Genomic DNA, 21043 nt, shown 5'->3' on the forward strand with positions numbered 1-21043 from the left:
GGCCGCGGTGGACGTCGGCGTGGGGGAAGGGTTACAGCTGGCGCAAGCCGTCGCGTTCCGGGCCTCCGCCCGCCTCCCTCACGATCTCCTCCAGCGTTTGCGGCTCCCGTACCACGGCGAACCGCACCCCGTCCGCGTGCTCCGCGAAGCCGTAGACGCCGGGCCTGCCGAGGCTGTTGTACGAGTAGTGGTGCGCGAAGTAGTACGCGCCCGTGTCCAGCGCCGTGATGTGGTCCCCCGCCTCCAGGAGCGGCAGCGGCCTGTTCTCGGCGAGCAGGTCGCCCGCGAAGCAGGCGGGCCCCGCGATGTCCTGGCCGACGGCCGCCCCGCCCTTGGGGCGCCCCTTCCCGTCGTACGCCCCGATCCGCAGCGGCCACGACGCGGGCATGTACACGGTCCGGGTCGCCACCTGAACGCCCGCGTGCGTCACGGCGATCGGCCTGCCGCCCGCCCGCTTCGCGTACTCCACCCGCGCGAGGATCGTGCCGTGCTTGGCCAGCAGCGAGCGGCCGAACTCCGTGACCAGGCCGTACCGTCCGTCGAGCAGCCCCGGCACCCGGGCCTTGAGGCGCCGCGCGTACTGCGCGTGGGTCGGGGTCTCCTCCTCCGAGCCGAAGTTGACCGGCAGGCCGCCGCCGATGTCGATGGTGTCGATCTGCCGGCGCCCGGCGCGTCCGTTGATCTCCTCGGCCAGTTCGTACGTCGCCGCCACGCCCCGCACCATCATCTCCAGGGGCATGCCTTGCGACCCGGAGTGCGTGTGCAGGCGGGTCAGCCACGGGCGGTCCAGGAACGCCCGGACCACCCACTCCCTGGCGTCCTCGTCGCGCAGCGGCACCCCGAACTTGGAGGTGGGCGTCGCCGTCGAGAGCGCGCCGATCGCCCCGCCGCCGATCTGCGGGTTCACGCGGATGCCGAGGGGCGAGCCGGTCACCGCCGAGCGGGCCATCGCGTCCATCCGGTCCAGCTCCTGCGGGTTGTCCGCGTTCACGGCGATGCCGAGCGCCAGCGCCTCGCGCAGTTCCGCGGGGGTCTTGGCGGGCGAGTCCAGGACGGTCCTGGCGGGCGGCACCCCGGCGGCCCGCGCCAGGGCCAGCTCCCCGGGGCTCGCCACCTCCGCGCCGATGCCGGCCGACCGCAGCAGCCGCAGGACGGGGACGAGCGGGGCCGCCTTCACCGCGAAGGCGTGCAGGACGGGGGTGCCCGGCGGGGTCACGGCCTCGAAGGCGGCGTGCAGGGCCGCGGCGCTCGCCCGGATCCCGACGACGTCGAGCAGGCCCACGACGGGCGCGGAGGGGCCGACGACGCCCTGTTCGACGGCGGCACGGACGGCCTGGTCGCGGCGGGCCGCCGCGTCGGCGCCGAGGGCGGTCCGGGGGGCGGTGCCCGCACGCAGGTGCTGGGTGCGGTCCTCGGACCGGTCGTCGGTGCGGTCCCCGGTCCGCTCGTCGGTCCGGTCGGTTTCCTCGTCGTGGCCCATGTGATCCAGCCAATCACCCGCCGCCCGCCCCCGCTGCCGTACTCGCGCATTCGTTCGCTATTGACTAGCTCTATTCAGGACCCCAGGATGTGAATAACAAGGTCACAGTTCCGAGGAGGCACCGCCATGTCAGGACCCCGCCCCGTACGAGCGCCGCGCGGCACCGAACTGAGCGCCCTGGGATGGCAGCAGGAAGCCGCCCTGCGGATGCTGCAGAACAACCTCGACCCCGAGGTCGCCGAGCACCCCGACAAGCTCGTCGTCTACGGCGGCACCGGCAAGGCGGCCCGCGACTGGCGCTCCTTCGACGCCATGGTCCGCACCCTGCGCACCCTCAAGCAGGACGAGACGATGCTCGTCCAGTCCGGCCGCCCCGTCGGCGTCATGCAGACCCACGAGTGGGCCCCGCGTGTCCTGATCGCCAACTCCAACCTGGTCGGCGACTGGGCGAACTGGGAGGAGTTCCGCCGCCTGGAGCAGCTCGGCCTCACCATGTACGGCCAGATGACGGCCGGTTCGTGGATCTACATCGGTACGCAGGGCATCCTCCAGGGCACCTACGAGACGTTCGCCGCCGTCGCCGCGAAGAAGTTCGGCGGCACGCTCGCCGGGACCATCACCCTCACCGCGGGACTCGGCGGCATGGGTGGCGCCCAGCCGCTCGCCGTCACCATGAACGACGGCGTCGCCCTCTGTATCGACGTCGACCCGCGCGCCATCGAGCGCCGCATCGAGCACAAGTACCTGGACGTGAAGGCCGACTCCCTGGAGCACGCCCTTCAGTTGGCGGTCGAGGCGCGCGACCAGCGCAAGCCGCTCTCCATCGGCCTGCTCGGCAACGCCGCGGACCTCCTGCCGCGCATGCTCGCCGAGGGCGCCCCGATCGACATCGTGACGGACCAGACCTCCGCCCACGACCCGCTCTCCTACCTCCCCGTCGGCGTCGACTTCGACGACATGCAGACGTACGCGGCGAAGGACCCGGCGGGCTTCACCACCCGCGCCCGGGAGTCCATGGCCCGGCACGTCGAGGCCATGGTCGGCTTCATGGACGCGGGCGCCGAGGTCTTCGACTACGGAAACTCGATCCGCGGCGAGGCCCAACTGGCCGGTTACGGGCGGGCGTTCGACTTCCCCGGCTTCGTGCCCGCCTACATCCGCCCGCTCTTCTGCGAGGGCAAGGGCCCCTTCCGCTGGGCGGCGCTCTCCGGCGAGGCGTCCGACATCCACAAGACGGACAAGGCGCTCCTCGAACTCTTCCCGGAGAACGAGTCGCTGCACCGCTGGATCAAGATGGCCGGCGAGCGCGTCCACTTCCAGGGCCTGCCCGCCCGCATCTGCTGGCTCGGCTACGGCGAGCGCGACAAGGCGGGCGAGCGCTTCAACGACATGGTCGCGTCCGGCGAGCTCCAGGCCCCGCTCGCCATCGGCCGCGACCACCTCGACTGCGGCTCGGTCGCCTCCCCGTACCGCGAGACGGAGGCCATGCTCGACGGCTCCGACGCGATCGCCGACTGGCCGCTGCTCAACGCCATGGTCAACGTCGCCTCCGGCGCCAGCTGGGTCTCCCTGCACCACGGCGGCGGCGTCGGCATGGGCCGCTCCATCCACGCCGGCCAGGTCTCGGTCGCCGACGGCACGAAGCTCGCCGGCGAGAAGATCCGGCGCGTCCTCACCAACGACCCCGGCATGGGCGTCATCCGGCACGTCGACGCGGGATACGACATCGCGGAGTCCGTGGCGGACGACAAGGGTGTACGGGTTCCCATGCGGGAGGGTGAGGGCGCGTGAGCGACTCACGGCCCGTCGTGGCTGGTCGCGCAGTTCCCCGCGCCCCTGAGGGGGCGCGGCCCCCGTCGTTCCTGGAGATGTGGCGGGACCTGGAACCCATCGGACGGGACACCGGCACCGGCGGCTACCGGCGCTACGCCTGGACCGGCGCCGACGCCGACTGCCGTGCCTGGTTCAAGGCACAGGCCGACCGGCGCGGGCTCACCTACGAGCTGGACCGCAACGGCAACCAGTGGGCCTGGCTCGGCGACCCCGCGGCCGGGGACGCCGTCGTCACCGGCTCCCATCTGGACTCCGTCCCCGACGGCGGCGCCTTCGACGGCCCGCTCGGCGTCGTCACCTCCTTCGCGGCCCTCGACGAACTCCGCTCCCGTGGCGCCGCGTTCACCCGGCCGCTCGCCGTCACCAACTTCGGCGACGAGGAGGGCGCCCGCTTCGGCCTGGCCTGTGTCGGCTCCCGGCTCACCGCGGGACAGCTCACCGTCGAGGCCGCGCACAAGCTGCGCGACGGCGACGGCGTGAGCCTGCCGCAGGCGATGGAGGCGGCCGGGTACGACCCGTACGGCATCGGCCCCGACCCCGAACGGCTCGCCCGCATCAGCGCGTTCGTGGAGCTGCACGTCGAACAGGGCCGCGCCCTCGACCTCACCGGGGACCCCGTCGGCATCGCCTCCGCCATCTGGCCGCACGGCCGCTGGCGGTTCGACTTCCGGGGCGAGGCCAACCACGCGGGCACCACCCGCCTCGTGGACCGCCGCGACCCGATGCTGTCGTACGCGGAGACCGTCCTCGCCGCCCGCCGCGAGGCCGAACTCGCCGGTGCCGTCGCCACGTTCGGTAAGATCTCCGTCGAACCGAACGGCGTCAACGCGATCCCGTCCCTGGTCCGCGGCTGGCTGGACTCGCGGGCGGCCGACCAGGCCACCCTCGACACGGTCGTCACGGGCATCGAGAAGGCGGCCCGCGGTTACGCGGACCGGCACGGCATCGACCTCGACGTGGTCCGGGAGTCCTTCACGCCGGTCATCGAGTTCGAGGACGCCCTCCGCGACGAGCTGGGCCGGATCCTCGGCGCCCGCACGGAACGCCCGCTCCCCGTCCTCGGCACGGGCGCCGGACACGACGCGGGTATTTTGTCCGGGTCGATCCCCACCGCCATGCTGTTCGTACGGAACCCCACGGGCGTCTCGCACTCCCCGGCCGAGTACGCCGCCGAGGACGACTGCCTGGCCGGGGTGACCGCACTGGCCGACGTACTGGAAGGGCTGGCGTGCACGTGACGACGGAGAGCGCGACGGGGACCTACTGGCTGGAGCACGCCTGGCTCGGCACGCACGTCGAGCCGGGGGTCGCGGTCGACGTGACGGGCGACCGGATCACGGCCGTCCGCACGGACGTCGACGCGCCACCGCCCGGCGCGACGGTGCTGCGCGGCCTGACCCTCCCCGGCCTCGCCAACGCCCACTCGCACGCCTTCCACCGGGCGCTGCGCTCCACCGTCCAGGTGGGCTCCGGCACGTTCTGGACGTGGCGCGAGGTCATGTACTCGGTGGCGGACCGCCTCACCCCCGAGACGTACCACGCGCTGGCGCGGGCGGTGTACGCGGAGATGGCGCTGGCCGGCATCACCACGGTCGGCGAGTTCCACTACCTGCACCACGCCCCCGGCGGCACGCCGTACGCCGACCCCAACGCGATGGGCGAGGCGCTGATCCAGGCAGCCGCCGACGCGGGCGTCCGCATCACGCTCCTGGACACGGCGTACGTGGCGTCCGGCCTGCTCGACGCGGAACGCGGCAAGGCGCCCGACCGCCACCAGCTGCGCTTCTCCGACGGTACGACGCAGGGCTGGGCGGAGCGCGTCTCCTCCCTCAAGGACCGCGCGCACGCCCGGATCGGCGCGGCCATCCACTCCGTACGGGCTGTCCCGGCACGGCAGTTGGGCACGGTGGCGGAGTGGGCGGCGGCCCGCGAGGCCCCCCTGCACGTCCACCTCTCCGAGCAGACGGCGGAGAACGACGCGTGCCTCGCGGTCCACGGCCGCACCCCGACGCGGCTGCTCGCGGACCACGGCGTACTCGGCGCGCGCACGACGGGCGTCCACAACACCCACCTCACGGACGAGGACATCGCGCTCCTCGGCGGCTCCGCCACGGGCACGTGCATGTGCCCGACGACGGAGCGGGACCTCGCGGACGGCATCGGCCCCGCGGTCCGCCTCCAGCGCGCGGGCAGCCCGCTCTCCCTGGGCAGCGACAGCCACGCGGTGATCGACCTCCTCGAAGAGGCGCGGGCGATGGAGCTGAACGAACGCCTCCGCTCGCACACGCGCGGCCACTGGACGGCGGCGGCGCTGCTGCGTGCGGCGACGTCGGACGGCCACGCGGCGCTGGGCTGGCCGGACGCGGGAACCATCGAGCGGGGCGCGCTGGCGGACCTGACGACCATCGCCCTGGACTCGGTCCGCACGGCGGGCCCGGTGCCGCGCCTCGCCGCCGAGACGGCGGTGTTCGCGGCGACGGCGGCGGACGTGCGCCACACGGTGGCCGGGGGCCGGCATGTCGTGCGCGACGGGGCGCACGCGCTGGTCCCCGACGTGGCGTCGGCGCTCTCGGAGGCGATCGCGGCGCTGAGAGACTGACGACGCGATGTCAGCGCGTCCGGCACTCCAGGAAGAACCCGGCGCGGGCGGCGACGGATCTTCGCCCGCCCCCACCAACCCGCAGAGGACCCCATGCCCACCACTCTGATCACCAACATCGCGAGCCTCGTCACCAACGACCCGTCCCAGGGCGACGGCAGCCCCCTCGGCCTCCTGACGGACGCGGCCGTCGTCCTGGACGGCGAGAAGGTCGCCTGGGTGGGCCCCGCCGTCAAGGCCCCCGCGGCGGACGAGAGCCACGACGCGGCGGGCCGGGCGGCCATCCCCGGCTTCGTCGACTCCCACTCCCACCTGGTCTTCGCGGGCGACCGCACCCAGGAGTTCAACGCCCGCATGTCGGGCCGCGCGTACTCGGCCGGCGGCATCCGCACGACCGTCGCGGCGACCCGCGCGGCCACGGACGCGGAACTGGAGGCGAACCTCACCCACTACCTGGCGGAGGCGCTGCGCCAGGGCACGACCACCTTCGAGACGAAGTCGGGCTACGGCCTGTCGACGCGGGACGAGTCCCGCGCCCTGCGCATCGCGGCCCACCACACCGAGGAGGTCACCTTCCTCGGCGCGCACATCGTCTCCCCGGACTACGCGGAGGACCCGGCGGCGTACGTCGACCTCGTCACCGGCGAGATGCTGGAGGCCTGCGCCCCGCACGCCCGCTGGATCGACGTCTTCTGCGAGAAGGGCGCGTTCGACGGCGACCAGGCCCGCGCGATCCTGACCGCGGGCAAGGCGAAGGGCCTGCACCCCCGCATCCACGCCAACCAGCTCTCGTACGGCCCCGGCGTCCAGCTGGCCGTGGAACTGGACGCGGCGTCGGCGGACCACTGCACGCACCTCACGGACGCGGACGTCGACGCGCTCGCCAACGGCGACACGGTGGCGACGCTGCTCCCGGGGGCGGAGTTCTCCACCCGCGCCGAGTGGCCGGACGCGCGCCGCCTCCTGGACGCGGGCGCGACGGTGGCCCTCTCCACGGACTGCAACCCGGGCTCGTCCTTCACGTCCTCGGTCCCCTTCTGCATCGCCCTGGCGGTACGGGACATGGGCATGACGCCGGACGAGGCGATCTGGTCGGCGACGGCGGGTGGCGCGGCGGCGCTGCGGCGGGACGACATCGGCGTGCTCCGCGCGGGCGCGCGGGCCGACCTGGCCCTCCTGAACGCTCCGAGCCACGTTCATCTGGCTTACCGGCCGGGGGTGCCGTTGGTGAGTGGGGTGTGGCGGCGGGGGGTGCGGGTGGCGTGACGCGGGGGGCGGCGCCATTGTCGGTGGCCGTTTGGGGCGGGGACTTCGGTGGGCCGGGGGCGTTGATGGGTACCGGGGCCGCCCGGGTTGTTGCGGAGTGTGGCGGTTCCGGGCCGGGAGTAAAGGGCGCTCCTTCGTCGCGTCGGCTTCGCCGATTCCGCTGCGCTCCACCCTTGACTCCCGTCCCTCCACCGCACGTTGACGTTCGACCCGGACGGCCAGGGGTGAGGCGGCGGGCGACTCTGCTCGGGTCATCAGCTTTCGCTGCCGGGTGCGGCCCGGTCCATCGTGGGCGGGAGCCCCGGTGCGCGCTCGGCCAGCCGTCCGGCATCGCCGCTCGGGTCATCGGCTTTCGCGGCCGGGTGCGGTCCGGCCCATCGTGGGCGGATGCCACGGTGCGAGCTCGGTCCACGGCCGGTCTGGTCGGGTCATCGGCTCGCGCGGCCGGGTGCGGCCCGGCCCATCGTGGACCGACGCCACGGTGCGGGCTTCGGCCAGCGGGCCCGGCATCCCAGCTCGGACCGTCCCCCTCTCGCTGCCGGGTGCGGACCGGCTCGTCGTGCCCGGCCGTCCTCGTCGAGGTGGCGGGGTCGGGTGTGTGGGGCGGGGGGCTCGGCGTCAGGCACCTACTTGGGGAAAGTTGCGAAGCAGATCTCCGCGCGCCCCCTTCCCGCGCTCCGTGCGCCGCCCGGCGGGCGGTCGGTCGGATCGCGGGATCCGGGCTTGGCCACCCACGCGGGTACGTCGCGCGGGTCATCAGTCCTAGCTGCCGGGTGCGGACCGGCCCATCGTCGGCCGACGTCAGGATCCGGGCTCGGCCAACTACGCGGCCATGCCGCTCCGGCCATCCGCCCTCACTGCCGAGTGCCGACCGGCCTGTCGGTCCGGCCGTCCCGGTCGAGGGGGCGGGGGCGCGGACCTGGCTCTCGGGGTAGGGGACCTACTTCGGGAAAGTTGCGAAGCAGTTCCCCGTGCGCCCCCTTCCCGCACCCTGTGCGCTGCCGGGCGGGTGGGGCGGTCGCAGGATCCCACCCCCTACGCGAGCCCAGCAGCCCCACTCAACTCATCCACCCCATCAACTGCCAGCGGGTTGGCTGGTTCCGGGGGCGCTTGGGGTGTGGCAGGGGGGCGCGCGGCGTCCTCTTTCGCAACTTTCCCGAAGTAGGTGCCAGACCCCCCGGCGGGACATCGGGCCATCGAGGGTGGCGTCCGCCGACGATGGACCGGTCCGCACCCGGCAGCGTGAGCCGATGACCCGACCAGCCGGGCCGTGGGCCGAGCTCGCACCGTGGCATCCGCCCACGATGGGCCGGACCGCACCCGGCCGCGAAAGCCGATGGCCCGAGCGGCGTGGCCGGGCGGCTGGCCGAGCTCGCACCGGGGCGTCGGCTCGCGATGGGCCGGGCCGCACCCGGCAGCGAAAGGTGATGACCCGACAAGAGGAGTCCGTCGCCTCACCCTGGCCGGCCGGGTCGGACGTTTCGCTGCGGTGGAGGGGCGGGAGTCAAGGGTGGAGCGGAGCGGAATCGGCGAAGCCGACGCGACGAAGGAGCGCCCTTTACTGCCGGCCCGGAGGCGCCACACTCCGCTCTCACCCGGGCGGCCCCGGTGCCCTCCGAAGGCCCCGGCCCACCGAAGACACCGAGTCCCTGGGCCCGGGCGCCTGCCGGTCCCGCCCGTCAGGCGGACAGCCCGCCCCGTGTAACGGCGTCGACGAAGGGGGCCCACGCGGTCGCCGCGATCACCAGGACGGGTCCGCCCGCGACCTTGCTGTCCCGTACGGGAACGACACCGGGCACGCCGCCGGCGACCTCGACGCACTCGCCGCCGGACCCGTTGCTGTAGCTGCTCTTGCGCCAGCGGGCGGAGCTCAAGTCAATGTTGTGGCTTGCCATTTCGATAACCCTCAGCCGCTTCCTCGATCAGGGCCAGGGATGCCTCCGGCGGCAGTGCGGCGGCCCTGAGCAGATCGTACGACCTGCGGTAGTCCTTCACGAGCCGTGGGTAATCGATGAGTTGGCCGCTGTGCAGACCCTCCGTGTACACCACCGGGGGAGCGTCCGGGAAGGTCATGGTCCTGGTCATGCCCATCATGAAGGGGTGGGATGCCGCCGTTTCCGGGAGGATCTGCAGAACGCCCTGCGCGTCCTGGACGACGGTCAGGATGTTGTGCAGTTGGTCTGCCATCTGCCCCGGCGGCAGGATTGGTTTGCGGATCAGCGCCTCGTGCACGATCGCCCAGAAGGCAGGGCGCTCCTCGCGCCGCCAGAGAGCCGCACGGTCCATACGGGCGGTGACCTGCTTCTCCACGGTGGCGGGTGGCAGCCAGGGCAACGAGGTCCGTACGACCTTCTCCGCGTACGCCCGCGTCTGCAAGAGCCCAGGCACCAGCATGGGAGCCCAGTCCTCGATGGACTCCGCATACCGCTCCATCTCCGCGACATCCGCGAAGTACTCCGCGTGCCCACCCTGCCGCGCCTTCCGCGCATCGTCGCAGCGCCGCTGGAAAAAGCCGTCCGTCGACAGCTTCTCGTCGACGTGGCGGGCCAGATCGCCCGGCATGCGCCGCTCACCGCGCTCGATCTGGCTGAGGAACGAGACGCCGCGGTAGCTGCCCTCGGCCAGGCCTTCGAGCGTGAGGCCCGCCGCCTCCCGCTTGAAGCGCAACTCCGCGCCGTAGAAGGCCGGCACGCTCGCCGACGCGTCGGGGTCCTTACGAGGGGGCACAACTCACCACCGCCATTCGCCGGTTGCCCTGCGCAACCCGAACCCCTGGCACGCTACGCCGCGCCCACGCCACTGTGTGACCGTTCCATCACAGAGCGCACGGAAGGCGTACCCCATGCACGATCCGGATCCCGACCTCACGCTCGACCTCCTGGCCGTGCCCAAGGCCGTACCCGAACTGCGCCGCGCCCTGAGCGCCCACCCCTACGGCCCCCGGCACGACCTCCAGCTCTGCGTCAGCGAGCTCCTCGGCAACGTCATCCGGCACCTGGGCGAAGGCACCCCCGTCACGGTGCGGGTCACCGGCGGCGCGGGGCGGATCCGCGTGGCCGTGACCGACCCCGACCCGCGCGCCTGGCCCGTGCTCCGCCGCGCCGACGGCGAGGACGAGACGGGGCGCGGTCTCGCCCTGCTGGATGCGGTCTCGCTGCGCTGGGGCGTGGAGCAGGGGCCCGACAGCAAGACCGTGTGGTGCGAGCTGGGGGAGGGGTGAGCGGGAGGAGGTCGCGGGGCGCCGGGGGTGTAGGGGCGGGCGGTACGGGCAGGGGAATGGCTGTGGGGCCCGCCTTCTTCAACAGGCGGGCCCCACAAGGCCGTTCGAGCACAGCACGGTGTGCCGTCACAGCGCAGCGCAGCGCGCCCTCACTCCTCGACCGTCAGCCCCTTGCGGAGGCGGACGAGGGTGCGCGAGAGCAGGCGCGAGACGTGCATCTGGGAGATGCCCAGCTCCTCGCCTATCTCGGACTGCGTCATGTTGGCGACGAAGCGCAGCGAGAGGATCTTCCGGTCGCGCGGCGGCAGTTCGGCGATCAGCGGCTTCAGCGACTCGACGTACTCGATGCCTTCGAGGCCGTGGTCCTCGTAGCCGATGCGGTCCGCGAGCGCGCCTTCGGAGTCGTCCTCCTCGGGCTGCGCGTCCAGGGAACTCGCCGTGTAGGCGTTGGACGCGGCCATCCCTTCGACGACCTCGTCCTTGGAGATGCCCAGGCGCTCGGCGAGCTCGCCCACCGTGGGGGCGCGATCGAACTGCTGGGCGAGCTCGTCGCCCGCCTTGGCGAGGTCCAGTCGGAGCTCCTGCAGGCGGCGCGGGACCCGCACCGACCAGCTGGTGTCACGGAAGAAGCGCTTGATCTCACCGACGATCGTCGGCATCGCGAAGGTGGGGAACTCCACCCCGCGGCTGAGCTCGAAGCGGTCGATCGCCTTGATGAGGCCGATGGTGCCGACCTGGATGATGTCCTCCATCGGCTCGCTGCGGGAGCGGAACCGGGAGGCCGCGAACTTCACCAGGGCGAGGTTCAGTTCGACCAGGGTGTTGCGGACGTACGCGTGCTCGTGCGTGCCTTCTTCCAGCGATTCGAAGCGCTCGAAGAGGGTCTTGGACAGGGCCCTCGCGTCCACCGGGCCCACCGAGTCGTACGGTGGGATCTCCGGGAGCTCGGGAAGATCGTGGGTCTCCGCCACGGCGTCCGGGGCCGACAGGGACGTGTCGGCGGGGTCCGGGGTCAGGGTCGCGGAGTGGTGCGGCGGAAATGTCGACGACGCCTGGTCAGTATGCGATTCGTCGAGCCGGGGTGACATGGGTGTCCTCCATCGTTCTCGGCATATGGCTGCCGATGCCCATACGGTGCACTGCGGTGTGCGGCGCCTCCGAAGCCGTCCGTGTCGATTGCTGTCTCTACTACCCCTACCCGCTTCCGCGCGTCGGTCGCAAGTGCGTTTGACGGTGAAATGTCCGAATTCAGGGGGATGTTCGGCTACCGGGGAGCGTGAGGAGGGCGTAATGTTCAGGGGCGTCATCAACAGCCACGACGGTCGGAAGAGAGTGACGATGGACCGCGGGACGGTCGGCAGCGCGCACAGGGGCCGGCTTCTGGTCGAAGTGCGAAAGACGGGCACCAGCGCCGTGGTGACCCCGGCGGGTGAGCTGGATCACCACACCGCCGACGTGTTGCGTGAGCCACTCGAGAAGTGCCTGGAAGAGGGGTACGGGCGCCTGGTCGTCGACTGCTCGCGCCTGGAGTTCTGCGATTCCACGGGGCTCAACGTCCTCCTCGGGGCGCGGCTCAAGGCCGAGTCCGCGGGCGGTGGCGTGCACCTCGCCGGAATGCTGCCGGTGGTCGCCCGGGTCTTCGAGATCACCGGGGCCGAGGCCGTCTTCACCGTCCACGACACCCTCGCGGAAGCTCTCGGTGAGTGACATGGCGACGGTGAGTGAACCCACGAAGGCCACACGCGAAAGTTACGCGTCGGTTGTCTCTGTGTGATCATGGCGTTACCGGAGTCACAGGGGCCGTGTGGAACAAGTGGGTGTTCTCACGGTTCGTCCGGGCAGGAGAGACCTGGATCCGTCGACAACGGACCTCGAGTCAACCGTCAGAACGGCAAGCAGCCGATGTCCCCTACTCGCCCAGAGTTCTCTACCCATCCAGAGTCCTCAGTCCTCTTGTCGGTGAGGTGAAGCGCTGATGAGCACCACCCGGCCTTACTCGCCGGGCGACCGCGGCCCGGAGTCCGAGGCCGCTGTCGCGGACGCTCCCGCGGACCAGGTCTCCGGATCGTCTGCGGGCCGTCAGGTCCGCAGACTCAGCCTGGACGGGGCGAGCGGCATCGTTCCGCTCGCCCGGGACTACACCCGCGAGGCGCTCCAGGCGTGGGGCTGGCTGCCCGCCGAGGGTGCCGAGCGGCGCGCCGCCGCCGAGGACGTGCTCCTGGTCGTCTCCGAGCTGGTGACCAACGCCTGCCTGCACGCCGAGGGACCCGACGAGCTCTGGCTCTCCTGCGACGGCAAGGTGCTGCGCATCGAGGTCTCCGACCGCGGTGCGGGCCAGCCCACGCCGCGCACCCCGCACCGCGCGGGCCGGCCCGGCGGCCACGGCATGTTCATCGTCCAGCGGCTCTGCCTGGACTGGGGCGTCCAGCGGACCCCCGGGGTCACGGGCAAGACGGTGTGGGCGGAGCTGGGCGCTCCCGCCTAGTGCCGTCCGCCCGCATCGGGCCGGATCCCCTTCCGCCCGCCTCAGGCCGGATCCCCCACCCGCGGGTGGGGGCCGGTCCCGCCCCGGCGGTGCCGGGCCCGCGCGGCCGGGTGCCCGAAGGCCCGGGGCCGCCGCTGTTACCCACGGTTCTCACACGCGCCGGATCACCTGGATCCGGCGCGTCCTTTGTCTTCCCTCGGCAAGGTCCCGGGCGTACCTTGAGCGCCCAATCTGATGTGCCGTCAGCAACACAGGTAACTCCGCACCGCGGCACGCCACGACCGGCATGAGGGGACAACGAGGTGTCGCACACGAAGAAATCGGCCGCGCTCGCGCTTGCCGCCGCCCTGGCCGGCGGTTCAGCGGTGCTGATGGCCGCCCCCGCCGCGCAGGCCACCGTCCAGGACGTCAACTACCAGTGCAAGACGCCCATCGGGAACAAGGGGGCGGTCTCGCCGATCGACATCAAGAGCGTCAAGAGCGGCAGCGGCTACAAGCTCACCATGTCCTTCCAGAAGGGCGTCTCCTCCAGCCCGGTGGAGCTCGGCAAGGGCGCGATGAAGCCAAGTGCGGTGATCAAGGTGGGCGGGGCCGACAGCGGCACCGTGCCGGTCTCCGGCGCTCCGAACTCGGCGGCGATCCCGGCCAACACCCCCATCAAGATCAGTGACTTGTCGGGGACGTACACGCCCAGGAAGAGCGGCAAGGTCACCTTCACCGCGGGCGTCCTGACCATCAAGGCGCTCGGCACGACCACCACGTGCACGCCGTCCAACAACCCCAAGCCCTCCCTCGAACTCGACGTGAAGGGATCCGGCGGCGGCTCCGACTCCGGCAGCGGCGGTACGACGGGCGGCTCGGGCGGGACCGGCGGCTCCGGCACCTCCGGCGGCTCGGACAGCGCTCCCTCCGGCGGCGAGGAGCTCCCGCAGACCGGACCCGCGGACTCCGCCGTCGCGCTCGGCACCCTCGGCGGCACCGTGCTGCTCGCCGGCGCGGCCGGCGCGCTCTGGCTGACCCGCAGGAACCAGGCGGCACGCACGCGGTAGCGCGCCCGGACCGCAGACGACCGACCGCGTACGCCGGACCAGGAGCCGCCGATGCCGCCGAAGCCGCCCATGCCGCCGAAGCCGCCCATGACGTCCTCCGCGCGGGCCGCGCTGTGCGCCGTCGCCCTGATGGCGGCGGCCGCGGTTCCCGCGCACGCGGACGGCGGCGGCTCGGCGCCGTGGACGGTCGCGCCCTCCGCCGGCGGCGGCACCCGGCCCGTGCGGGACGGACGGCCCGCCTTCTACGCGGAGGGCACCCCCGGCTCGGTGCTCCAGGACACCCTGTCCGTCACCAACCCGGGGCCGAAGCCCCGCACCGTCTCGCTGCGGGGCGCGGACGCGGACAACACCGCGTCCGGGGCGGTCTCCGTCACCCCGGCCGAGGGTCGGCCGAAGGGCACCGGGGCGTGGATCACCTTCGCACGACGGCAGGTGAGGGTGCCCGCGCGGACCCGCGCCGAGGTGCCGTTCACGGTGACCGTCCCCACCGGCGCGCTGCCCGGCGACCACCCGGGCGCGATCGTCGCGAGCGGCGGCGGGCGCACGGTGGGCGTGCGGGTGCACCTGCGGGTGGGCGGGCCGACGCTCTCCGCGCTCACCGTGGAGCGCGTCGGGCTCGACGCCGACGCGGGCCGCATCACGTACGACCTGGTCAACCGCGGCAACACCGTGCTGACCCCGCGGCTCGCGGTGCGCGCGGAGGGTCTGTTCGGCACCCTCCTCGACCGCCCCGCGCGGACGCTGCCCGTCGAGCTGCTGCCCGGCCGCCGGGTCTCGCTGACCGAGCCGTGGAAGGACGCCCCGGCGCTCGACGCGGTCGACGTCGAGCTCACGGCCACGGCGGCGGGCGGCGCCCGGGACACCGCGTCGGCCTCGGCCCGCCTCGTGCCGTGGGGCGCCGTGGCGGGCGTGGGCGCGCTGCTGCTCGGTGCCGCGGGCGGCGCCGTCGCTCTCGTACGCAGACGGTGGCGGCGCACCGAAGAGCCCGAAGAGCCCGGACAGCCCGGACCGGAGGCCCAACAGGAGAACGGCGCGCGGGAGTTGGCCCGAGCGGGGACGGGAGAAGAGCTGTGAACGGGAAGAACAGGTCCGGCCCCGCGGCCGGCGCCGTACTCGCCGCCCTGGCCGCGCTGGCCGTGCTCGGCTTCCTGCTGCTGCCGCAGACCCGGGCGGCGGCGGCCGGCGACAAGCCCGCCGTGCGGCTCTCCGCGTCGCAGGCGGGCAAGGGAGGGTCCGTCACCGTCAAGGGCACGGGATGGCGGCCCGACGCCCTGCTGATGATGCTCGTCTGCGGCCAGGCCGAGCCCGGCAAGGGTGTGGTCGGCGGCACCAACTCCTGCGCCAACTCCGAGGGGCGCGCGGTCACCACGGACAAGTCCGGCGCCTTCGGCAAGAAGCTCCCCGTGGCGGAGCCGCCCGCGCCCTGCCCCTGCGTGGTGCACGTCGCCACGGTGACGGGTGACACCCAGCAGGTCGACGCGGTGTTGAAGGTCGCGGGCCACCCCGTGAAGGCGCTGCCCGAACAGGCCGGCGGCGGCCGGCTCTCCGTCCTGACGGACACCGGCCTCGAAGGCTCCAGCGGGGTCCTGACCTGGTTCGGCGCACCGCCGCAGCGCAAGCTGGAGTTCACCGTCGGCAACGTCGGCTCGGCCCCCGTCAAGGATCCCGTCTTCCAAGTCGGCACCTCCCACGGTGTGTTCGCGCCGCAGTGGGAGGAGCAGCAGTGGCGGGGCACCGTCGCGCCGGGCAAGAAGGCGCGGATCACGCTGCCGGTGGAGCTCTCGGCGGGCGCGCACGGCGACTACCTGGTCTCGCTGAAGTTCGGCGGGAAGGTCCTCGCCGAGCAGCCGTGGGGCGTGGGGCGCCCGTGGGGCGTGACCGTCTTCTGGATCCTGCTCTGCGTCGTGGTGCCCGCGGCCGTCTTCCGCATCGGCATGGCGGCCGTCGACCGGCTCCGCCCGCACCGGCGCCGTTCCGCGCGGGCGGGCCGGCACCGCACGGGCCGGCTGGCCGAACTCGCCCGTCGTGTCCCGCGGTTGGGGCTGCCGCAGGGGGCGCTGGCGGCGGACCACCGGGCGGCGCACGCGGCGCCGACGCCCCGCACGCATTCCCTCGGGGACACAGGCGCGGCCGGGCCCGGCCCCGGCGCGGGCAGCCACGGTACGGGCGGCTCCGGCACGAGCGGCTCCGCAGCCGGTGAGCCGGCGACCTCGTCGCTGCCCTGGTTCACCCCCGACACAGACCCCGGCGCACCCGCAGGCCGGCTCTCCGCACCGTCCGACAACAGTCCGACGAAAGGAACCACGTGATCACGCATCGACGGAGAGCGGGCGCGGCCTCGGTCGCGCTCCTGCTGGGCGGAGCGGGCATCCTGCTGACCGCGGGCCCCGCACAGGCCGCCGAAGTCGCCTACAAGACGGAGTGCATTCCCCCGTCGATCTCCGGTCTGCCGCCCGTGCACGGCACGACCAAGGTGGAGATCACCGCGCCCGCCACGGCGAAGGTCGGCGACGAGGTGGACATCGTCTGGAAGACGACGCAGGCCGCGTCCAGCAACCCGGACGTGCTCGACCTCGACAAGGACACGGTGAAGCCGACCGGCACGCTGAAGGTGGCGGGCGGCCAGACCGGGGACGTCGCGATGGCGGGTGAGCGCACGAATCCGCCCATCAAGAAGAACAGCCCCATGATCCTGTCGGACATGAAGGGCAAGCTGAAGCTGACGGCGCCGGGGGAGGTGACGCTCACGCCGGACGCGTACGACATCAACGTCAGCAAGCCGATCTCGACGGACACGAAGTGCAAGCCCGAGGAGCAGGTGAAGGCGGGCGCGACGATCAAGGTGACGGAGGCCGGCGGCGGCTCGACGGGCGGCTCGTCGGGCGGTGGCACCTCGGGTGGCGGGACCACCGGTGGGGGCACCCCGGGCGGCGGGACCACCGGCGGTGGGACCTCGGGCGGTGGCACCTCCGGGGGCGGCACCACGGGGGGCGGCGACGGCCGGACCGACTTCCCGGGCAAGGAGGTCCAGACCCCCTACAAGTGCAAGACGCCCATCGGTGACAAGGAAGCCACGTCTCCGGTCCAGATCAACGCCAAGAAGGACGGCGGCGGTTACGGCCTCACGGTCCAGTTCAAGAAGGCCGTCATGGACAGCCCCGCCGACATCCCGGCGGACTCGGTGAAGCCGTCCATGGAGGTCAAGCTGGGCGGCGCGGACAAGGGCACGGTGCATGTGGAGGGCCCGACCAACAAGGACCCCATCAAGTCCGGTGACCCGATGACGATCCCCGACCTGACCGGCACGTACAAGCCGGGCGCGGACGGCAGGTCGACGCTGTCGCCGGGTGTCCTGACGGTGAAGGCGCTGGGTACGACGACGACGTGCACGCCGACGAAGAGCGAGGTCTCCCTGGAGATCGACACGAAGGCCCAGCCGGGCGGGGCGTCCGGCGGCTCCGCCACGGGGGGCGGCTCCGCGGCGGGCGGCGCTTCCGCCTCGGGTGGAGCTTCCACCTCCGGCGGAGGCGGTCTCGCGGAGACGGGTGCGGAGGACAACGGCGCGTTGAGGGCGCTCGGCCTGGTGGCCGGCACGGTGATCCTCTTGGGCGGCGCGGTCTTCACGTTCCTGCCGAGGCGTGGCGCCGCGCGCTGAGGCTCGTGCCTGCGCAGTTCCCCGCGCCCCTGAGGGAGCGCCCGCGAGGCCCTCGCCGAGGGCGCGGGGAACGTCGCGAGAGCTTGGGGGCTTCCCGTTGGCTGTACGTCCGCGGCGCCGCGGGGGCAGTTCGCGCAGTTCCCCGCGCCCCTGAGGCCTCCTCGGTGAGGCCCCCAAGGGGAGCGAGGAACTGCGCGAACAACCAAAGACGAAACCCGCAGCCGAAGACAAGGCGCCGAGGGCAGACGCTAAGGGGCGCGGGGAACTGCGCGAGCAACCGAACTCGACCCGCACCCGAAACCGGACCGGCGCGGGCAGACGCTGAGGGGCGCGGGGAACTGCGCGAGCAACGGGGCTCGACCCGCACCCGAGAGAGAGCGGCCCGGGGCAGACGCTGGGGGGCGCGGGGAACTGCGCGAGCAACCGAACTCGACCCGCACCCGAAACCGGACCGGTGGGGGCAGACGCTGAGGGGCGCGGGGAACTGCGCAAAGACACACCGCCCAAGCCCACCGCAGGGCTAACGCGTCTTGAGCCACCTCACGACCACCCCCGACACCCCCCGCCCCTTCAGCAACGCACCCCCGTGCGCGGACCCGGAAACCGTCCGCACGCTGACGTCACCCGCCCGCGCCCCCGCCCCCCGCTCCGCCTTCGCCACCTCCACGGAGTGGGCCACCGGCACGAAGTCCCCCACGGAGTGCACGAACAGCAACGGCGCGTCACGCACCCCCGACGCATGGGACGCGACGCCCAGGTCGTCCCACCTCCGCGTACACCCCCGCCCCGCCCCCAGCCCCGGCACACACCCCGCGAGCCGCTCCGCGGCCCCCCGCAGCTTCCGCCGCTCGGCCGACGCCCCGAGCCGCGCCCCGTCACGCCAGGCGCGGTACGGCGACGCCACGGGGGAGAGGGCCACGACCCCGCGGACCCGGTCCCGCCCGGCCCCGTACGCACCGGCCTGCAGCGCGAGGTGCCCGCCCGCCGACGACCCGAGCACGAGAGGACGCCCACCGCCCTGGTGCCGCCGTACCCACCGCAGCGCCGCGAGCACGTCGTCCCGCTGCGCGGGCCACACCGCGTCCGACGTCAGCCGGTAGTCGGTGTCGTACACGGTGAACCCGCGCGCCGCGAACCACCGCGCCCGCCCGCTCCAGTCCGTGTCCTGCGCCCAGTAGCCGCCGTGCAGGATCACCAGCGCGGGGCCCTTCCGCCCGTACACGGTGATGTTCTGGCGCGGATGACCTCCGTACCGGAAGACCTGGCCGGAGGAGTGCACGGGGCCGAGGGACGGCACGGGGCCGGAGGACGGCTTCGTGGCGGGCCGCGAGGGGAGTTCGGGGGTCGCCCCGGCCGCCGCACCGGACGACAGGAACGCTCCGCAGAGGGACAGCGAGAGGGCGAGGGACAGCAACGTACGACGCATGGCCAGATGCTCCACGCCCCGCCCGCCCCGCACCCGCAGAAACGCTCCGCACCACCACCGCGAGTGGCCGAACGGCCCTCTGTTCGCATGCCGCGGGAGGCAACGGCGAAGGGCCGCCGCCCCGACGAACGGAGCAGCGGCCCTTTCCCGGGCTCACCGGCCTGGGCCGGCGACGGTCAGTTGACCGAACCCATGAGTCGCTTGACCTTCTTGCGCGACGTCCAGATCCCGAAGCCCGCGAGGACCGCGAGAATCGCCTCGACCGCGACCGCGCCCGAGTTGTTCAGGTCCACCCCGAGCTGCGGAGAGGTCAGCAGACCCGTCACCGAGTCGCCCGCGGTGACCGCGAGGAACCAGACACCCATCATCTGCGCGCTGTACTTCTCCGGCGCCATCTTCGTGGTGAGCGAGAGGCCGACCGGGGAGAGGCAGAGCTCGCCGACGGTCTGGATGAAGTAGATCGCCACGAGCCACATCGGGCTGACCCGGCCGCCGTTGTTGGCGGTGTCGATCAGCGGGATGAGGAAGACGGCGAAGGAGATGCCGATCAGCGTCAGGCTGGAGGCGAACTTGACGGCCGTGCTCGGCTCCTTGCCCCGCTTGTTCAGCCAGAGCCAGGCCGAGGCGACCACGGGGGCCAGCGCCATGATGAAGATCGGGTTCAGCGACTGGTACCAGGAGGTCGGGAAGTCGAACCCGAGCAGGTTGTTGGTCGTCGAGCCCTTGCCGAAGATCGACAGCGTCGAGCCGTTCTGGTCGTAGATCATCCAGAAGACGGCGGCGACCAGGAAGAACCAGATGTAGCCGGACAGCTTCGACTGCTCCAGCTGCGAGAGCTCCTTGTCGCGCTTCATGCGGGCGAGGACCGTGACCGGGATGACCAGGCCGGCGATGATCAGCGGCATCAGCGCCCAGTCGGCGAAGCTGCCGGTGACGCCCATCAGCGTGTAGAGCGCGGCGGCGACGATCAGCCAGATGAGGCCGTTGCGCAGGGCGGAGCGGCGCTGCTCGGGCGTGGCCGGCTGGGAGACCACGCTGCTCTGCTCGCTCAGGTGGCGCGAGCCGAGCATGAACTGGGCGAGGCCCAGCGCCATGCCGACCGCGGCGAGCGCGAAGCCGAGGTGCCAGTTGACGTTCTCGCCGACCGTGCCGATGGACAGCGGGGCGAGGAAGGCGCCGAGGTTGATGCCGATGTAGAAGAGCGTGAAGCCACCGTCACGGCGCGGGTCCTGCGGACCCTTGTAGAGGTGGCCGACCATCACGGAGATGTTCGCCTTCAGCAGGCCCGAACCGATGGCGACGAGCGCCAGGCCGGCGAAGAAGGAGGCCGAGGTCGGCAGCGCGAGCGTGATGTGTCCGAGGATGACGACGGCGGCGCCGATGACGACCGTCTTGCGCGGCCCCCAGAAGCGGTCCGCCATCCAGCCGCCGGGCATGGCGAGCAGGTAGACCATCGACATGTAGACGGAGTAGATCGCCGTCGCCGTCGTGGCGCTCATGCTCATGCCGCCGGGGGCGATCAGGTAGAGCGGGAGCAGGGCCTTCATGCCGTAGAAGCTGTAGCGCTCCCACATTTCGGTCATGAAGAGTGTGGCCAGTCCGCGGGGGTGGCCGAAGAAGGTCTTCTCGCTGCCAGGGGTACTGGCGGAGTCCTTCGTCAGGCTGGACGCCATGGTCGATCCTCGTGGGTTCGGGACGCGCGGCAGGAGCGTGTGCGCGCCCGGTGGGGGGCGGTCGGCACCGTTGTCGCGGCGTCCAACCCCACGCCCAGGGGAGATTCACCCCTGATCGAGGGGTGAGGGACGGCGACTCCGGGATCCACACCCTGGCGCATCCTCGCGCTCAGGGCCCGACCACAGGTCATTCCTTTCAAGGCTGGCCGGAGCCGGCCCGCACATAAAAGAGACCTAAGGCGCGCACAGCGGGCCAAAGGTCCTTGAGTAGTGCATCAGGCGTTGGGTCACCATACGACACGGCAGGGAGGCATATGGAAGGACTTGAGACATGGATCACAGGTGTCGCTGCAACCA

The 21043-nt window shown here is 72.6% G+C and carries 17 protein-coding genes; 11 read left to right on the forward strand and 6 right to left on the reverse strand.

Annotated elements, in window-relative coordinates; genetic code table 11:
* Positions 1-31: 31 nt before the first annotated feature.
* Positions 32-1480: a type III PLP-dependent enzyme domain-containing protein gene (locus ACZ6B8_RS32795; RefSeq protein WP_471085866.1), complete on the reverse strand. Its 1449-nt coding sequence runs from the start codon at positions 1478-1480 to the stop codon at positions 32-34.
* A gap of 126 nt (positions 1481-1606) precedes the next feature.
* Between ACZ6B8_RS32795 and hutU the strand changes: the two genes are divergently transcribed.
* From hutU to hutI, 4 genes are all read left to right on the forward strand, one after another.
* Complete coding sequence (gene hutU, locus ACZ6B8_RS32800; RefSeq protein ID WP_471085869.1) at positions 1607-3271, forward strand: urocanate hydratase; 1665 nt, start codon at positions 1607-1609, stop codon at positions 3269-3271.
* 77 nt (positions 3272-3348) lie between these two features.
* Positions 3349-4551: an allantoate amidohydrolase gene (locus tag ACZ6B8_RS32805; protein ID WP_471086055.1), complete on the forward strand. Its 1203-nt coding sequence runs from the start codon at positions 3349-3351 to the stop codon at positions 4549-4551.
* Positions 4548-5912: a formimidoylglutamate deiminase gene (locus ACZ6B8_RS32810; RefSeq protein ID WP_471609582.1), complete on the forward strand. Its 1365-nt coding sequence runs from the start codon at positions 4548-4550 to the stop codon at positions 5910-5912. The genes ACZ6B8_RS32805 and ACZ6B8_RS32810 overlap by 4 nt, the downstream gene beginning before the upstream one ends.
* A gap of 93 nt (positions 5913-6005) precedes the next feature.
* Positions 6006-7178, forward strand: a complete 1173-nt coding sequence (gene hutI, locus ACZ6B8_RS32815; RefSeq protein WP_471609559.1) for an imidazolonepropionase — start codon at positions 6006-6008, stop codon at positions 7176-7178.
* Between the two features lie 1679 nt (positions 7179-8857).
* Here hutI and ACZ6B8_RS32820 read toward each other — a convergent pair.
* Both ACZ6B8_RS32820 and ACZ6B8_RS32825 read right to left on the reverse strand, forming a co-directional pair.
* Complete coding sequence (locus ACZ6B8_RS32820; RefSeq protein ID WP_471609560.1) at positions 8858-9052, reverse strand: DUF397 domain-containing protein; 195 nt, start codon at positions 9050-9052, stop codon at positions 8858-8860.
* Position 9053: 1 nt separating this feature from the next.
* Positions 9054-9905, reverse strand: coding sequence for a helix-turn-helix domain-containing protein (locus ACZ6B8_RS32825; RefSeq protein ID WP_471609561.1), 852 nt, complete (start codon positions 9903-9905; stop codon positions 9054-9056).
* A 115-nt stretch (positions 9906-10020) separates the two neighbouring features.
* Between ACZ6B8_RS32825 and ACZ6B8_RS32830 the strand changes: the two genes are divergently transcribed.
* Positions 10021-10398, forward strand: a complete 378-nt coding sequence (locus ACZ6B8_RS32830) for an ATP-binding protein (RefSeq protein WP_471609562.1) — start codon at positions 10021-10023, stop codon at positions 10396-10398.
* Between the two features lie 149 nt (positions 10399-10547).
* Here ACZ6B8_RS32830 and ACZ6B8_RS32835 read toward each other — a convergent pair whose 3' ends face one another.
* A complete protein-coding gene (locus ACZ6B8_RS32835; RefSeq protein ID WP_471085884.1) occupies positions 10548-11486 on the reverse strand; it encodes an RNA polymerase sigma factor SigF in 939 nt (312 codons plus the stop codon).
* A gap of 250 nt (positions 11487-11736) precedes the next feature.
* On the opposite strand from ACZ6B8_RS32835, the gene ACZ6B8_RS32840 reads away from it, so the two are divergent.
* From ACZ6B8_RS32840 to ACZ6B8_RS32865, 6 genes are all read left to right on the forward strand, one after another.
* The gene (locus ACZ6B8_RS32840) at positions 11737-12105 is read left to right on the forward strand and encodes an STAS domain-containing protein (protein ID WP_471085887.1); all 369 of its coding nucleotides are present in this window, start codon (positions 11737-11739) and stop codon (positions 12103-12105) included.
* A gap of 268 nt (positions 12106-12373) precedes the next feature.
* Positions 12374-12883 (forward strand): ATP-binding protein, encoded by a 510-nt coding sequence (locus ACZ6B8_RS32845; RefSeq protein ID WP_471085890.1) that lies wholly within the window; start codon positions 12374-12376, stop codon positions 12881-12883.
* 302 nt (positions 12884-13185) lie between these two features.
* Complete coding sequence (locus tag ACZ6B8_RS32850; protein WP_471609563.1) at positions 13186-13932, forward strand: LPXTG cell wall anchor domain-containing protein; 747 nt, start codon at positions 13186-13188, stop codon at positions 13930-13932.
* 51 nt (positions 13933-13983) lie between these two features.
* Positions 13984-15006, forward strand: a complete 1023-nt coding sequence (locus ACZ6B8_RS32855; RefSeq protein ID WP_471609564.1) for a COG1470 family protein — start codon at positions 13984-13986, stop codon at positions 15004-15006.
* On the forward strand, positions 15003-16241 hold the full coding sequence (locus tag ACZ6B8_RS32860) for a hypothetical protein (protein ID WP_471609565.1): 1239 nt from the start codon (positions 15003-15005) through the stop codon (positions 16239-16241). Before ACZ6B8_RS32855 ends, ACZ6B8_RS32860 begins: the two co-directional genes overlap by 4 nt.
* The gene (locus ACZ6B8_RS32865; protein ID WP_471609583.1) at positions 16241-17587 is read left to right on the forward strand and encodes a hypothetical protein; all 1347 of its coding nucleotides are present in this window, start codon (positions 16241-16243) and stop codon (positions 17585-17587) included. Before ACZ6B8_RS32860 ends, ACZ6B8_RS32865 begins: the two co-directional genes overlap by 1 nt.
* 520 nt (positions 17588-18107) lie before the next feature.
* Here the strand turns inward: ACZ6B8_RS32865 and ACZ6B8_RS32870 are convergent.
* Complete coding sequence (locus ACZ6B8_RS32870) at positions 18108-19013, reverse strand: alpha/beta fold hydrolase (protein ID WP_471085902.1); 906 nt, start codon at positions 19011-19013, stop codon at positions 18108-18110.
* A gap of 176 nt (positions 19014-19189) precedes the next feature.
* Positions 19190-20686: a peptide MFS transporter gene (locus ACZ6B8_RS32875; RefSeq protein ID WP_471085905.1), complete on the reverse strand. Its 1497-nt coding sequence runs from the start codon at positions 20684-20686 to the stop codon at positions 19190-19192.
* Positions 20687-21043 lie beyond the last annotated feature (357 nt).

It is taken from the genome of Streptomyces sp. NPDC041122 (genome assembly GCF_055592445.1).

Coding starts and splice junctions, on each gene's coding strand:
- hutI (WP_471609559.1), top strand. CDS start 6,006: ATGCCCACCACTCTGATCACCAACATCGCGAGCCTCGTCACCAACGAC.
- ACZ6B8_RS32845 (WP_471085890.1), top strand. CDS start 12,374: ATGAGCACCACCCGGCCTTACTCGCCGGGCGACCGCGGCCCGGAGTCC.
- ACZ6B8_RS32795 (WP_471085866.1), bottom strand. CDS start 1,480: ATGGGCCACGACGAGGAAACCGACCGGACCGACGAGCGGACCGGGGAC.
- hutU (WP_471085869.1), top strand. CDS start 1,607: ATGTCAGGACCCCGCCCCGTACGAGCGCCGCGCGGCACCGAACTGAGC.
- ACZ6B8_RS32855 (WP_471609564.1), top strand. CDS start 13,984: ATGCCGCCGAAGCCGCCCATGCCGCCGAAGCCGCCCATGACGTCCTCC.
- ACZ6B8_RS32840 (WP_471085887.1), top strand. CDS start 11,737: ATGGACCGCGGGACGGTCGGCAGCGCGCACAGGGGCCGGCTTCTGGTC.
- ACZ6B8_RS32870 (WP_471085902.1), bottom strand. CDS start 19,013: ATGCGTCGTACGTTGCTGTCCCTCGCCCTCTCGCTGTCCCTCTGCGGA.
- ACZ6B8_RS32835 (WP_471085884.1), bottom strand. CDS start 11,486: ATGTCACCCCGGCTCGACGAATCGCATACTGACCAGGCGTCGTCGACA.
- ACZ6B8_RS32830 (WP_471609562.1), top strand. CDS start 10,021: ATGCACGATCCGGATCCCGACCTCACGCTCGACCTCCTGGCCGTGCCC.
- ACZ6B8_RS32875 (WP_471085905.1), bottom strand. CDS start 20,686: ATGGCGTCCAGCCTGACGAAGGACTCCGCCAGTACCCCTGGCAGCGAG.
- ACZ6B8_RS32805 (WP_471086055.1), top strand. CDS start 3,349: ATGTGGCGGGACCTGGAACCCATCGGACGGGACACCGGCACCGGCGGC.